A 14,134-nucleotide genomic window follows, 5' to 3' on the forward strand; every position below is an offset into this window, starting at 1 on the left:
AGGAGATCAGTTCACCAATTATTATTCGTCGCTGGCAACAGTAGTTCCTCTCTGCAAAAGCAAAATGTTAATTGAAATAAAAATCGGAAGGAACGCGGCTTGCTTAGAAATACTTTGGAATTTTCTCTACAGCGGCCACTGTTAGTCTTATGGTGTTTTCTAAATCTTTTATGCTTGCAATGGATGTTGGGCTATGAATGTAACGTGTGGGTACCGATATAACTCCGCTTGGAACCCCCTCTCTTGTTAGTGCTATGCGGGCAGCGTCGGTTGAACCAGGCAACCCCGTCTCAAGCTGATAGGGGATATCATTTTTTTCAGCGGCCTCTACTAAAAGCCGCAGAACTTTTGGATGCGTAATCAACCCCATATCTGAAATTTCTATTGCTGGACCTTTACGCAACTTTATTGGGGCTTCCACCTCTTTTACGCCCGGGACGTCGCCGGCCACTGTCACGTCGATAGCTATTCCAACATCTGGGTATATGCCGAAGGCAGCCACTGTGGCTCCTCTCAGACCAACTTCTTCCTGCACTGTTCCAACGGCGTAGATGGTGCATTCTGTTTCCTTCAACATTTTCATAGTTTCAACCATAACCGCACAGCCCACACGGTCGTCGAAAGCCTTCCCCATAACAACGTCGCTCCCCAATTTAGCAAATGTTACTTCAAAGCTCACGGGGTCGCCTATTTTTACGCCCATCTTTTTGGCTTCTTCCTGATTTTCTGCACCGATGTCTATGAAAAGCTCATCGTAAGTTAACACTTTTTTGCGTTCCTCCTCCTTCTGTATGTGTGGTGGTTTAGAGCCAACAACCCCACGTAACGGGCCTTTCTCTGTATGAACTATCACTTTTTGCGCCAGCAAAATGCGGTCGTCTATCCCGCCTATCTTCGTGAATTGTAAAAAGCCGTCTTTGGAGATTGTTTTCACGAAAAGCCCAATTTCATCCATGTGGGCGGCCAGCATGACTTTCGGCGCGTTCTTCTCGCCCTTTTTTATGCCTATTACATTTCCAAGCTTGTCTTCCGAAATCTCATCCACATATGGCTTCAGCAAATCCCTCATTATTTTTCTAACTTCGTCTTCCCTTCCAGCCACTCCGCAAGCGTTTGAAAGTTTTTCCAGAGTTTCAACAACAGCCACACGTTTCTCCCCCTAAATATGGAAAGGACATTCTAAAACTTTATATTAACATCTTTGGTATTAATAAAACTGCACTGAATTATAGGTTTAACTGCTTGCCTTTAAGGGTGAAAAATCAACAATTGGAAAGTTTCCTTAAAAGGGTCTCCAAGAAAATTAGGATTTACCTCCATGTTACAAAGGCCAGCGGAATAGCCAGAAGATACTTTATCATGAACGGTTTCGACGGAGCCATGACCGTTTTCGGCATAGTTTTAGGCTCATGGATAGCAAGAGTTTCAAAACCGGAACTCATCCTTTTGGCGGGTTTCGGCGCATGTCTCGCTATGGGAGTTTCAGGGTTCTTCGGCGCATTAATGGCTGAAAAAGCTGAGAGAGAACGTCACCTAAAAGAGATGGAAGAAGTCACAAAAAATCGTGTAGACCCCCTACATTACAAGGCCGCCCGCTTCGTTGTAATTTATGTAGCCTTAATAGAGGGTTTATCACCAGCCATCACAGCGGCAATCCCGCTTTCACCCTTCATCCTTGCATCCACGAAGCTTATAACAATTTTTAATGCTTATGTGTTCTCTTTGATGCTTTCCATGACCACACTGTTTCTTCTAGGCATATACTTGGGCAGAATAGCAAAAGAAAACGGTTTGCTTTACGGTGTAGCAATGCTTGCTGTAGGCGCTTTAACAGCGGTGATAATACTCGTAACCCAACTGTTAATGGCTTAATAAAATCAATGTATAGTAAAGGTTATTTAAAGCCGCAGAATATTGAAGCCTATTAAAACGGAAGGTTAATTGGAGATGCGTACAACACAGAGAATTGCTTTAACCGCTATCTTTGCAGCCTTACATGCCGTTTTATATCTGCCAGAAGGCCCTTGGCGAAGCTTTGTTATATATCTAATGCCCATCGAGGGCATTGTGCTGGGGCCTTCAATTGGGTTTGTTTCAGCCTTGATTGGAAGCGGAATTGCAAGGTTAATTAAACCAAGCATCTGGTGGATGTTTGGTCTGATTGCTGAACCAATAGGGGTTGCAGCCGCCGGCTTTTTAGCAAAAGGAAGGTGGAAAGAAGTGCAACTTGTTTATGGCGTAATGTTGGGTGCTTACTTCCTTCATCCTTACGGAAGAATGCTTCCCTTATGGACAGTTTTGGATCTTTTAGCGGCTTTCGTAATTGTTTATCCAGCCTCAAAAATGGGTAAGTGGGTTTGGAAGGAGCAAACCAAAAAGTTTACGGTTGCTTTATTAATAATTGCTTTTGTAAGCACTGTTGCAGACTCTATGACAAGAGTTTTCTTACTCGTTCCATGCAGGTACTATGAGGTTTTAGGCCTCACGTATGATGTCTTAGCCTACGAATGGTTTATTCCAGGAGCGGTAGGTTCATACATAGAAGATTGTCTTGTAAGCATCACAACACTTATTGCTGGTGCTCCATTGCTGCTAGGTCTGAAGAAGATGTTAAGCCTCAAACAACCACTGTCATAAAATTTTGCTGCAGTGAGTAAAAAATAAAAACGGAGGTTATTGCGGCTGAGATTGTTGTTGTGGTGATTGCTGCTTTTTAAGTTCCAGATGTTCCGTCAGTAGTAAGACACCTTCGATTATGAGGAATATGCCAAGTATAATTCCAACAAGAGCTGGTATGATTATAATAAGAATGCCGAAGATTATGCATAGGATAGCTAGTACCGGCTTTGACACAGTTATGCCTATTTTTTTAAGGCCTTTCTCAACAACTTCTGTCAACTTTTTCCACTCTCCCAGATGACAATCATTTGGATTTAACAGGAAGGAATATTTAAACCATTTGAGTTAAAACACATATACAATCTATGGGAGTATATATTCATCTGAATGTTTGGAAGGTGAAGGCGTTTGGAACAGCGCAAAATAATGTCTCTCGGACGTTCTTCGCTGGTTATTTCACTTCCAAAATATTGGACGGAGCTAAATGAGTTAAAACAAGGAGATGTTGTTTCCATAGCAATGAACAGGGACCGTTCCCTAGTCATTTTTCCGGGTGCGCGCAAAGAGCGAGAGCCAGCCAAAATAACGCTTCACATCGAATCGGATAGGGATATCTCCTACATTGTTCGAAGCATCGTTGCATGTTATCTTAATGGTTACTCCCAAATCAAACTGGTTTCAGACAAGTTTTTCACAGTGCCACAGCAGAAGGCCATTCGCCGGATAGCGCAAATGCTTTACATGCGAATAATGGAAGCAGACACAAAAGAGGTGCAGATTGCAACTCTTATAGACGAATCTAAAGCCTCAATTGAAACTGGAATCAATAGAATGTATAAAATATCAAGCTCTATGTGTCGAGACGCCTTTAACGCCCTAAAAAATCAAGATGCCGCCCTTGCAAAATCCACTTACATAATAGATGATGAAGTAGACCATTTCTCATATTTCCTCTTGAGGCTTATACGTAGGGCAATCATTGACTCCACGTTAGCTAACCAGCTTGGCGTGGAGCCCATTGAATGTTTAGACTATCAGACTTTAATCCATCGCATAGAACAAATTTCAGATCAAGCTGCGAATGTTGCCAAACATGTGGTTATGTTGAATGGAGCTGGAAAAAATTTCTCAGAACCATTGCTTGAAAAAATGTTTTCAGCTGGATGTGATGCATTAGCTCTTTACAATAAGGCAGTAAACACTTTCTTCGCAAAAGATGTTAAAAGCGCCAACGAAGTCATTGAAAATAAGGCTATTATAGAAAAATTAGACAGAGAAATTGCGTCTCTAGCCTTCTTAAAGGAGAAAGATACAGAGGTTATCTGTGCTAGCTGTTCGATCAGAGACAGCATTCAGCGCATAGCTGAATACTCCGCAGACATAGCAGAGATTACAATCCATCAGTCTTTTAAGCCGCCTGACTAGGTAGTCCTATCTAGCTTTTCTTTTCCTTTGATGGATAGCTTACAGTTACGGCGATTTTTGACGCTGAAATTTCGCCTCTCAGTATTCTCCGTGCCAGCTCCATTGCATAGTTGTAGTTGTAGACTGTCCCTTTACCGTTCCTTCTAGCTTCCTTTAGGATTTCGCGTTCAAGCTTGTATTTGAGCCTTCCAATGGTTAGTGGGCCTATGCCGAAAATGCCGGGAGCGAATTCTCTCATGTCATCGTCAAGTTTCATTCCTTCTACGCCCAAGGGGGGAACTGCATTGACGTCCGCTATCACCTTAACGAATTTGACTTGGTTAAGCATATCCTTTGTTACCAAGCGAACTCCTGCGACTCCTGCGCACAATATAACGTCGGAGTTGTTTATGATTTCAACTTTCTTCTCTGGTGTCGGGGCAAAGATGCCTTTAACTTCTACTCCATATTTCTCGCGAAGCAAACTAGACAGTTTTGCAACATATTCGTCTCCATCTTTTCTATCAGGGTTTGGACTCACGATGGTGACTTGGCAGCCAAGCTTAGCCAACAAAATCGCGGCAACCCTACCGACAGCACCCGTGCCGAAAACTGCAACCCGCTTGTCTTTTAGGTTTCCAAGTTTGGCCTTTGTTATTGCATCTTCAACTTTAGCCACCATTGCTGTGGCTGTTGTATACGCGCCAGCTGGATCGATTATGGTGTTGGCTTGAAATGGTGGAAACATAGTTTCGCGTACAACCTTTAAAACTTCTTCAGCTTTTTCCATGTCTTTACCGCCGATGAGGAAACATGTACGCTTAACTCCTTTCGGATCTCTGGAGAAAATGGCGTCCTGCACGATTCTTTTGGCTTCTTCTGGAGTTACGTTCTCGTAGGGCACAACCACATTGAATCCTGCATCATAAGCCATGCAAATGTCGAAGGGGCTGGCTCTTTTATCCGTGTCCAAGAAGAAGAGAATGTAAGGCGCCTCTTCAGGGGACGTTTTAATAACGGGTTTAACTTGAATCTGCATGGACTTAAGCAGATCCTCAATTTCCGCCATCGACGCTTTCTCCTTTGTGAAGGCCAATTTTTTAGTAGGTTGTATGGTTTCCACGTCCACATCCACCGATTCTAATAGTTTTTTGACGCCATTAACATGTTCTGGGCTTGATACGTGTAGGCATACGATTTCTGCCTTATCTATTTTTCTAGCATTTTCAAGAATTCCCATGGCAATCCAGCTTTCTCTAACCGAAAACTTTGCCTCTTTTTCTGCCTCTTCGATTTCCTGTTGCAGACACTGTCCGTAAGCTATTAGGTACTCTCTTTCAGCACTGTTTTCCGGCAGTTCCTCGATAGCTTTCAATATGCGGTCTCTGAGTTGTCTCTTCTCGTCCAGAAGTGAAGCTACATATCCACGGGCGTTTTCGTCCATGTCCACGGCGAAGAATGGGACGTTATATTTGAGGCTTATCTGTGCAAGTACATTGTTCTCTGTGAACTCTTTGACTGAGCGGTTTCCCAACTCCTCAGTTACAAAGTCTGGCTTAACTTCGTCTATTAGTTTTTCAAAAAATTGGCAGAAAGCAATTGAAGGCTTAAACCTCGATGATAGGATGTTTTTTGGCGCATTGTTTTGTGGTTCCACTATCCAGAAGGGCTCGCTGTACTCTTTTTCGATTAATATGACCTTTAATTTCTTTCCTTCAAGTGGTGTTATTTCAAGTGTTTTCATTGTTTCACCTAGTATTAAATGGGGATGTCGATGATATATACTTATTCGAAATACCATATATACATATTAATAGCGTATATACTAGAAGAGTTAGCGGAAAACTTCTTCGAAAATTGGGGAATCCATTAAGCGTTCTTTGATTTTCAGTTTGCCCTCCTTTGAATGGGGCCTCCTAACAAGGGAATCCGCATACTTTTCTATTTCTCTGGCTTGCTCGGCAAGATTGGAGGCTACCTCCGCGATTTCATGGGCGCATGCAACCAGTAGAATGTATTTTTCCTTTTCCTTCTCCATGAAACAAGCCCTAGTGTTTATTTCTGCAACTTTCTTTGTCAATTCATAGGCTGCCATAGCTTTTGCAAGGGCGTATGGATTCCTAAAATCAGAGTTATCCCTAATAGCATCCGTGTCAATAATCAATCTTGGAAGTTCAAAGGTTAAGCCTTCCTTGCAACATTGAATAACTCGATCAATTTCCTGCTGAATTATTTTGTAGACACCGGTAACCGCCAACACTTTTATTATATTCGAGTTAAAAATCGCCATTTCAGTCGGATCTAGGAATTCTTTTCTCGCACCTATTAACGGGTCGCCCATAACAATTATGTAGCCGAAACCTTGTGTTTCAAACTCCTCTTTTAGGCGTTTTCCAGGAGCATCGGAAACGAATATGCTTGGAATTTTCCTTTCCAAAAGCATTTCTCTAGCCTTTTTAGGCCCCTGAACCGCCGGGTTCGGTGAAATAAATATCAGGAAATCAGGGTTGAAATCGAACATTTTTGGCAAAGCTTCTTCTACCTCTTCCGCCAGCATTTTCGCTCCAGTCGTTACAGTTCGAACGCTTATGTCCTCTCTGTCCGCCAACTCGTCCAAAAGGAGTTCAAACAAGGGAGCCGTTCCAATGTTGCCGCATTTAAAGACGCCAACTTTAACCTTCTTCAAAGGAATGCACCCTAAGGATTAAAGCCGGTACCAGAAAAACCATATTTAGAAAACACTGTTTATAAGCGTTTCAGAAGCTTACTCCGCCATTCTGCTTTTATTAATGGAGGCCCCAACAATAATAAGCATAATAGATTGATTGTTTTAATATGTAAGGTTGACAGCACAGATAAAAATCTCAGATTTATCTCAAAATTTTGCTTTGTGCCAAAAATTATAACTGCATATTTCGTCTAAATCTTTTCGTTGTGGAGGTTTAGGTTTCTCGTCTGGATATCCCATGATAATCATTGCTTGAGGCTCGATTTTGCGAGGTAAACCAAGAGCCTTTCTTATAGCTTTTTGACAGAATAGTGGAGCGCAAATCCAGCATGCTCCAAGTCCAAAATGATGAGCAAGAAGTAATAGGGTTTGGACATATGCTGCAACACTTTGCACAGCCATCATATATTCTGCCCTTTGTCTTCTTTTGTCCGGGTATTTGTGCATGTCCTCCATCGTTAAGCATGCAATGATGACAACGGGGCTTTTTGTGATCCTTTCAAAACTTTCAATCCTAACCATTTCTTTAGCTTTATCTTCTGGAACACCATCTCCCAGTAAGTCCAAGAGCCAAGCTTTCCCCATTTCGTTGGCAAGTTTTAACTTAACTTTTTCATCATCAATTATAATACAACGCCAGGGCTGAGCATTATGTGCCGAAGGTGCCCACCTAGCTATGTCAAGAATTAGGTTAATCATGTCGCGTGAAATTTTATCATTCTTAAATTTTCTAATACTCCTTCGGGTTTTTACAGTTTCAATTACATTCAATGTGCTGGCCCCACCACCTGATGTCTGGGACGACTTCATCGAAGTTAGTTTTATATGCGGCAATTATTAGAATGTTTATAAAAGCCTTAGAAAAGGAGACGTAAGTAATTGGAAAAGTTCTCAACTAGGCTAATTGCGGTGATAGTGGTTCTAAGCGCTTTAGGAAACATTTTAGGTTACTTCTCGATAAAATTACCCTCTGCACCCGGCACGACTGTCGAGTTTCATTTGTCAGTTCTGCCTTCTTTGCTTCTTGCAGTTTCAGTTGGATCCGTTTCTGGAGCGATAACCGGTTTACTAAGTCTAATAATGGCTACGGTGCGTATAGGAAACATATTTATACCCTTTGGAAACGCGTTGCTTGCCGGTATAGCCGGACTCTTTGCACAAAGACTCAAGTTTTCGCCTCCAGTAAGCGGGGCTTTAGCTATGATCCCCTACACGCCTTACATATGGCTAGCATGCATGGTCTACAATGTTCCGCAAGCAGTTATAGCTTTTATAATTACTAAGGCCTTCATAGAAGTTTTGATTTCAGGGACGATCATCGAGCTAATATTACGTAGACACGAAATCAAAAGTTTTCTTGAATCGCTCAAATTTAAATGAGAAGAAAACATGAGAGAAAGACGCAAATCATAAGGTAGCTTTAAGAGGGGGAGTTGTTTTGGGAAATGTTGTGGCCTTAGCTGGTGGTGTTGGAGCTGCAAAGTTCTTACGAGGGCTTGTAAAAATTATTCCCCCTCAAAACGTTGTAGTAGTCGGCAATGTGGGAGATGATGTCGAACTCTACGGCCTGCATATAAGCCCGGATCTAGACATAATAATGTATACGTTAGCCGGAATTGTTGATGAATCAAAGGGATGGGGCATCGCAGGTGACACCTTCCACTGTCTTGAAATGCTCGGAAGGTTGGGGTTTGAAACGTGGTTCAAACTTGGCGATAAGGACTTGGCCATACACATTATAAGGACAAAAATGTTGAAAGAAGGCTACCCCCTATCTCAAGCTACAGCCCAGCTTTGTAAAATGCTTGGAGTTAAAGCAAAACTAATACCTATGAGTGACGACCCGGTCCGCACAAAAGTTCAAGCGGGTGATTTACTTCTCGACTTTCAGGAGTACTTTGTTAAAAGAGGAACCATGGACAATGTAACAAACGTGTTTTTTGAAGGAGCTAAAAAAGCTAAACCTGCGCCAGGCGTAATTGAAGCCATAATGGAAGCTGAACGCATAATTATCTGTCCCAGCAACCCAATCTTAAGCATAGCGCCAATCCTTTCAATTTCGGCCATAAAAAAGGCCTTGGAAGCTTCAAAGGCGCTCATTGTAGGCATAAGCCCCATAGTCGGCGGAAAAGCGCTTAAGGGACCAGCGGATAGGGTTATGGCAAGTATGGGTTTTGAAGCCTCAGCATATGGTGTAGCCAAGTTCTATGGAAAAATCTTAAAGCACTTTATAATTGATGAAATTGACATTGCACACAAAAAACGTATAGAAAACCTTGGAATAAAAGTCACCACAACTAACACAGTAATGAAAAGCATTGAAGACGCTATCAGCCTTGCCAAAGTTGCTATGGAGACAAAGTAACACATTCATTCGGATATTGTTCTTAATAAATTCCTCATACATTGAAGCTTCCGTAATTGGCTGAGTTGGAAATGGGCTGAGTATGTGCATGAATTTTCATTTAACAGCGTGTTTTTTCTTTGAAAGTTTGATTAAAAGGTTCAAGGCATTTTGCTCTGAGTTGACGTCTCGCGTTGTTATGACTCCGGCTTTTTCTGTGGCTGAAAGTAATTCTTCGCCTTTTTCTGTGCGTATAATCATGAAGGTCCAGCCTTCCAGTCCCAGCCCGCCTGCGGAGATATCTGCGAATTCTGAGCTGAAGTCTTCGCAGAAGTGGCAGCTTTTTCTTGCGTATTGTTTTGCTTCTGCAAGGGGTATAGCCACCGTTTCAGTGTCCAACGTAACAAGCATCTTACCTTTTATGTTAATTTTTTTGATGTGGGTCGGGTTTATGCCCAGCTTCCCGTGTATGTGATTTTCCATTAGGTCATTGTAGATGAAACATTCAGAGCACACTAATCCAACTAGAAGTTTTAACGGTGCGACATATTTTTTAAGTCCAGCTAGTTGCATCTTTCGAACCGCACGGATCTGGCAAGGTGTTCCTACTAGCGCTATGTTGTTTTTCTTCTGTTCAACCGCCTTTGCCAGTGCAAGGATGTTTGGCGAATAGAAATATTTCGTTCCAGCTGATTGCAATATTTCTTCGGCTGTTGTTGCAAATGTTGGATATGGGAAAAACGGCTTCTCTTTGCTGCTTTTTGAAACCACTGCACCTTCTATCAAATTGTTTTTCAAAGCGAACAGCAATAGAGCTGTCACCGCCCCACCGTCTTGACAAACCTTTAATATTTGGTTGTCCGTCGCCCGCGCCAACACCAGTCTCTTGTAGATTCCAAAGACTTCATCTGTTTTTCGCGTTCTCCCAAACGTTAAATTTTCAACATTTTGCGATGAAAACTCGTATTGCGGACATGCTTGCGCGCATATTCCACAGATTTTACATTCCTTCACCAAATTAGGTTTCTCGTTAGCATATTCTAGGCAGTTAAAGGGGCATACAAGAACACACGTGCCACAGCCAACACATCTACCAGCTTCAACAACCGCCTTGGCTATGGATTCCTCAAAGCTAACTTTAACTGGCTTCATGAGAGCACTTTTTAGAACCAAAAGAATAAATATTTTTAGGCTTCGCATGGCTACTGACTTTCAAGCTTAAGATTATACATGGATTTTTAGCCTCCAATAGCGAAAACTCTTAAAAGAGACAGCACAAATATCAACGCTAGGTTTGAACATGTTGCAGACGGAAACCAAACTTGAAGTAGCAGGCTACGACGAGAGGGACAAGTTTGGGCCATGCTTCATTGTTAAATCCTCAGCGGGACATACCGTGAGAGTTGCAGACACTTTCGCTGAAATGTTTCCCCTATGGGCTGGAAGAGTGCTTATAACAGCCGACAACGAAAAATGGGCATTAACAGCCGCAGAAGTAGCCACAGGCTTCGCCACAAGCGTCATCATGGCCCCTGCAGAAGCCGGTGTAGAAAGCCTTGTTCCGAAAGATAAAACTCCGGACGGACGTGTGGGCGCCATAATCCAAATTTACAACCGCAGCCGATTCGACCTGAAAACACAGATGATGCTCCGCATAGGCCAGTGTATAATGACTTGCCCCACAACAGCGGCTTTCGACGCCCTTCCAAATGCAAAGAGAAGGTTAAAGGTTGGAAGAAGTCTCCGCTATTTCGGAGACGGCTTTCAAAAGAAAAGTGTAATCGGTGGCAGAAAAGTTTGGCGAATCCCGGTTATGGAGGGCGAATTCATTGTTGAAGATTCTTTCGGTGCCGTTGAAGCAATCGCCGGAGGAAACTTCTTAATATTTGCGAAGGATAAAAGCGCTGGGCTGCAGGCAGCGGAAGAGGCGATAAAAGCCATAAAAAACAGCGCAATCGAAGTTATAATGCCTTTCCCAGGCGGAGTTTGCCGATCTGGCTCAAAAGCGGGCTCCTTAAAATACAAACTTAAGGCTTCAACCAACCACCCCTACTGTCCAACATTGAAGAAGGTTATTTCTGACTCTCGTCTTCCAGAAGACGTTAACTCCGTTTACGAGATAGTTATTAATGGCTTAACCGTTGAGGCCGTTAAAAAGGCAATGGGCGAGGGCATAAAAGCCGCTTTGAAAGTTCCAGGAGTTTTAAGAATTTCAGCGGGTAACTATGGCGGGAAACTCGGCCCATACAAAGCTTTCCTAAAAGAAGTTTTAGGAATATCCTAACCCTTATTAGGCACCGTTTTATTTTTGGCTCTTGCACCTTTAGCTTTATAGTTGTCAAACTGAATCAAGTGAAAGAAATTTGAGCGCTCCTAAAAAGAGAACATCCCTCGAACTTTTCAGGTTAAAAAAGGTACTGAGTACGCTGGCGAATAAGGAGGGGCGAGGCACAGAACTTATTTCGCTTTACATCCCGCCTGGAAAACAGATAAGCGAAGTCATGAACATGCTTAGGGAAGAGTATGGCACAGCTTCCAACATAAAATCTACAACAACCCGTAAAAACGTTCAAGACGCCATTGTCAAAGTTCAGCAACGCTTGAAGCTGTTTAAGGAAACCCCAGAAACTGGGCTTGTAATATTCTGTGGGGCTGTTCCGCAAAACGGTGCGGGAAGCGAGAAAATTGAAACCTACGTAATTGTGCCGCCGGAGCCCATAAACATATACCTTTATCGATGTGACTCCCGCTTCCACACTGAACACTTGCAAGAAATGCTTCGTGAGAAAGAGGCTTATGGAATACTTTTAATAGATGCTACAGCCGCAACCCTTGCGATTTTGCAGGGCAGAAGACTCGAAATAGTAAGGGAGGTTACCTCCGGTGTTCCAGGCAAAACCAGAGCCGGAGGACAATCTGCCAGAAGGTTTGAAAGGCTTAGGGAAATGCGTCTCCAAGAATATTTTAGGCGGGTGGGCGAGCATGCAAACGAAGTTTTTCTACCAATAGAAAACCTTAAAGGCATAATTATCGGCGGGCCTGGTCCAACTAAATACGATTTTGAGAAAGGCGATTACCTCAACTATCAATTGAAGGAAAAGATTATTGACACGGTTGACACCGCCTATGTAGACGAGCAGGGTGTGAAAGAAGTTGTAGACAAGGCTCCTGAAATCATGCGGAAAATCCGCTACATAGAAGAACGACAAATCATGCAGCAGTTCCTCTACGAAATAGGACATGACACTGGTTTGGCCACATACGGCGAGGAAGCTGTAAGAAAAGCTCTGGAAACTGGCGCAGTGAAAACGTTGTTACTATCGGAAGGCTTGGATATTGCACGTGTAACAGTGAAATGCAGCGCATGCGGCTATGAGGAACAGCAAACGATTAGAGGTCCTATGCTCACAAGTTTTGAACAAAGCCTTGTTGGGAAACCATGCCCAAAATGTAAGGCTCCATCGCTAAGCATCACCGACAAGCAAGAGCTTATAGAAAACTTTGCTCAACTAGCCGAATACACAAATACAGAAGTCGAAATAATATCTGATGAAACCGAAGAGGGCCAAATGCTCAAGAACTCCTTCGGCGGAATAGCAGCAATCCTACGCTTCAAACTACATGAATAATCTTAGCATAGAAAAGTTGTCTAGCTTACGGGTCTCCCTAAACCTTGTACGCCCACTTATATGTTCCGTTATCTCGCAACGTCCATGCGTCACATCCAACTTGTCCTAGCACCCACTGGTTAGCGGTTTCATCCCAGTAATACCAGAACCAGTATTTCCATTCAGAAAATGACTCAGTAACTCCATTAATAGTTTTTATTAAAACGTGACCAGGCTTCATCGTTGGATAATAATTATATTCTATCTTGGCCACTTGTTGAGTTAAGTCAAAAAGTGATGCCCCGGGTTTTATGGTAACGTTGTACCATGTTACAGTGTCATTTCCGTAATCGATGCAAAGGTTCACCCTAATTTCGATTTCTCTACCTATTAGGCCTTCAAGGGTCCTCGCCGTGACAACTCTTAAAAGTTCGTTAAATTCCATGAGTAATGGTTCAAATTCTCCTTTTGTTACATTTCCTTGACCCTTAAGGTTCTGAGCTGAATTCATCAAACTTTCATAGGCTTCCTTCAATTCTGGAAAACCATTAATTGTTGCTGTGTAGTTACCGCTGAGACTGGAGAGCAGTTTAACATATTTTTCAACAAGTGAGGAGCAATCTTCCTCCATCTGCATATAGTATTCCCCTAGTAGGGCGTTATAATCCCTCAATAGGCTATCCTGCCTTTCTAATGCATCTCTATATCCTTCGGCAATCTCCAAAAGGGATTGCTGTTTCTCGTCTGACTCCCTCTGGAATCTATTCATTTCCAAATAGTAGTAGGCTGAGAGACCAGATGCAATCAACGCCCAAACAAGCGTTGCCAATATTAATATGGTTAAGGTTCTTTTTTCAACCAATTTTGTTCACCACCAATATTTTATTTGCAACCTTAGCCATGGGAAGAAATGCTATACCAAATACAAACACATTGGATAAAACATGGATTATTGAGAAAGGTGCTCCATAAGCCATCGCAATTAATATGGCTAGGTTAAAGGGTACCCCCATTATAGCCTGGAAAACCGCATATCCAAGGTTTGTTATAAAATCATAAAGCACCGCTAAAAAGGCTCCGAGAACAGCCAGTTCTGCACAAAATTCTACGGAATGTATTCCGCGAGAAAATTTTCTGTAAAGACCCCCAACTAAACCAATTAAGGCCATGCTAGCCATTTGAAAAGGCATATTAAAACCAGCAAACCCCCACGGTGAAAGGAAACCGTTAACAAACATTACAAAACCTCCAAATATTCCACCAACGATAGGTCCAAAAATGAAACCTGTGAAAAACGTGAAGAGCGAAGTGAATTCTACATTTGGAGGTCTTGGCGACAACTGGATGACTAGACATAGGACACATAAGACACATATGAACGCTATTGTTAATGTTTTGTTTTTATTCTGTCCTTCCACGTTGGATGGATTA

15 protein-coding genes are annotated in these 14,134 nt (G+C 42.5%); 7 read left to right on the top strand and 8 right to left on the bottom strand.

Annotated features, from left to right (window positions below):
• Positions 1 to 103: 103 nt before the first annotated feature.
• Positions 104 to 1,147 (bottom strand): M42 family metallopeptidase, encoded by a 1,044-nt coding sequence (locus KEJ24_02650; protein MBS7646724.1) that lies wholly within the window; start codon positions 1,145 to 1,147, stop codon positions 104 to 106.
• Positions 1,148 to 1,269: 122 nt separating this feature from the next.
• Here KEJ24_02650 and KEJ24_02655 point away from each other — a divergent pair, with 122 nt between their 5' ends.
• Both KEJ24_02655 and KEJ24_02660 read left to right on the top strand, forming a co-directional pair.
• Positions 1,270 to 1,872: a hypothetical protein gene (locus KEJ24_02655; GenBank protein ID MBS7646725.1), complete on the top strand. Its 603-nt coding sequence runs from the start codon at positions 1,270 to 1,272 to the stop codon at positions 1,870 to 1,872.
• 75 nt (positions 1,873 to 1,947) lie between these two features.
• Positions 1,948 to 2,637 (top strand): hypothetical protein, encoded by a 690-nt coding sequence (locus KEJ24_02660; protein ID MBS7646726.1) that lies wholly within the window; start codon positions 1,948 to 1,950, stop codon positions 2,635 to 2,637.
• Between the two features lie 36 nt (positions 2,638 to 2,673).
• On the opposite strand, the gene KEJ24_02665 is transcribed toward KEJ24_02660, so the two are convergent.
• Complete coding sequence (locus KEJ24_02665) at positions 2,674 to 2,865, bottom strand: hypothetical protein (protein MBS7646727.1); 192 nt, start codon at positions 2,863 to 2,865, stop codon at positions 2,674 to 2,676.
• A gap of 162 nt (positions 2,866 to 3,027) precedes the next feature.
• Here KEJ24_02665 and KEJ24_02670 point away from each other — a divergent pair, with 162 nt between their 5' ends.
• Positions 3,028 to 4,044, top strand: a complete 1,017-nt coding sequence (locus KEJ24_02670) for a phosphate uptake regulator PhoU (protein MBS7646728.1) — start codon at positions 3,028 to 3,030, stop codon at positions 4,042 to 4,044.
• A 10-nt stretch (positions 4,045 to 4,054) separates the two neighbouring features.
• Here the strand turns inward: KEJ24_02670 and KEJ24_02675 are convergent, their stop codons facing one another.
• From KEJ24_02675 to KEJ24_02685, 3 genes are all read right to left on the bottom strand, one after another.
• Positions 4,055 to 5,767, bottom strand: a complete 1,713-nt coding sequence (locus tag KEJ24_02675; protein ID MBS7646729.1) for a hypothetical protein — start codon at positions 5,765 to 5,767, stop codon at positions 4,055 to 4,057.
• Positions 5,768 to 5,857: 90 nt separating this feature from the next.
• Positions 5,858 to 6,709, bottom strand: a complete 852-nt coding sequence (locus KEJ24_02680) for a F420-dependent methylenetetrahydromethanopterin dehydrogenase (protein MBS7646730.1) — start codon at positions 6,707 to 6,709, stop codon at positions 5,858 to 5,860.
• A gap of 189 nt (positions 6,710 to 6,898) precedes the next feature.
• Positions 6,899 to 7,522 carry a nitroreductase family protein gene (locus KEJ24_02685; GenBank protein ID MBS7646731.1) on the bottom strand — a complete coding sequence of 208 codons (624 nt, stop codon included), beginning with the start codon at positions 7,520 to 7,522 and terminating at the stop codon, positions 6,899 to 6,901.
• 108 nt (positions 7,523 to 7,630) lie between these two features.
• Here KEJ24_02685 and KEJ24_02690 point away from each other — a divergent pair, with 108 nt between their 5' ends.
• Entirely contained in the window at positions 7,631 to 8,131 is a 501-nt protein-coding gene (locus KEJ24_02690) for a hypothetical protein (GenBank protein ID MBS7646732.1), read from the top strand.
• 58 nt (positions 8,132 to 8,189) lie between these two features.
• On the top strand, positions 8,190 to 9,116 hold the full coding sequence (locus KEJ24_02695; protein MBS7646733.1) for a 2-phospho-L-lactate transferase: 927 nt from the start codon (positions 8,190 to 8,192) through the stop codon (positions 9,114 to 9,116).
• Between the two features lie 96 nt (positions 9,117 to 9,212).
• On the opposite strand, the gene KEJ24_02700 is transcribed toward KEJ24_02695, so the two are convergent.
• Positions 9,213 to 10,247, bottom strand: a complete 1,035-nt coding sequence (locus tag KEJ24_02700) for a Coenzyme F420 hydrogenase/dehydrogenase, beta subunit C-terminal domain (GenBank protein MBS7646734.1) — start codon at positions 10,245 to 10,247, stop codon at positions 9,213 to 9,215.
• A 148-nt stretch (positions 10,248 to 10,395) separates the two neighbouring features.
• Between KEJ24_02700 and fhcD the strand changes: the two genes are divergently transcribed.
• Together fhcD and prf1 are read left to right on the top strand one after the other, a co-directional pair.
• Entirely contained in the window at positions 10,396 to 11,379 is a 984-nt protein-coding gene (gene fhcD / locus KEJ24_02705) for a formylmethanofuran--tetrahydromethanopterin N-formyltransferase (GenBank protein MBS7646735.1), read from the top strand.
• 79 nt (positions 11,380 to 11,458) lie between these two features.
• Positions 11,459 to 12,724, top strand: a complete 1,266-nt coding sequence (prf1, locus tag KEJ24_02710; protein MBS7646736.1) for a peptide chain release factor aRF-1 — start codon at positions 11,459 to 11,461, stop codon at positions 12,722 to 12,724.
• A 37-nt stretch (positions 12,725 to 12,761) separates the two neighbouring features.
• Here the strand turns inward: prf1 and KEJ24_02715 are convergent, their stop codons facing one another.
• Together KEJ24_02715 and KEJ24_02720 are read right to left on the bottom strand one after the other, a co-directional pair.
• The gene (locus tag KEJ24_02715) at positions 12,762 to 13,565 is read right to left on the bottom strand and encodes a hypothetical protein (protein ID MBS7646737.1); all 804 of its coding nucleotides are present in this window, start codon (positions 13,563 to 13,565) and stop codon (positions 12,762 to 12,764) included.
• Positions 13,558 to 14,121 carry an ECF transporter S component gene (locus tag KEJ24_02720; protein MBS7646738.1) on the bottom strand — a complete coding sequence of 188 codons (564 nt, stop codon included), beginning with the start codon at positions 14,119 to 14,121 and terminating at the stop codon, positions 13,558 to 13,560. Before KEJ24_02720 ends, KEJ24_02715 begins: the two co-directional genes overlap by 8 nt.
• Positions 14,122 to 14,134 lie beyond the last annotated feature (13 nt).

The organism is Candidatus Bathyarchaeota archaeon, assembly GCA_018396705.1.
Taxonomy (GTDB): Archaea; Thermoproteota; Bathyarchaeia; order Bathyarchaeales; family Bathycorpusculaceae; genus DRVP01.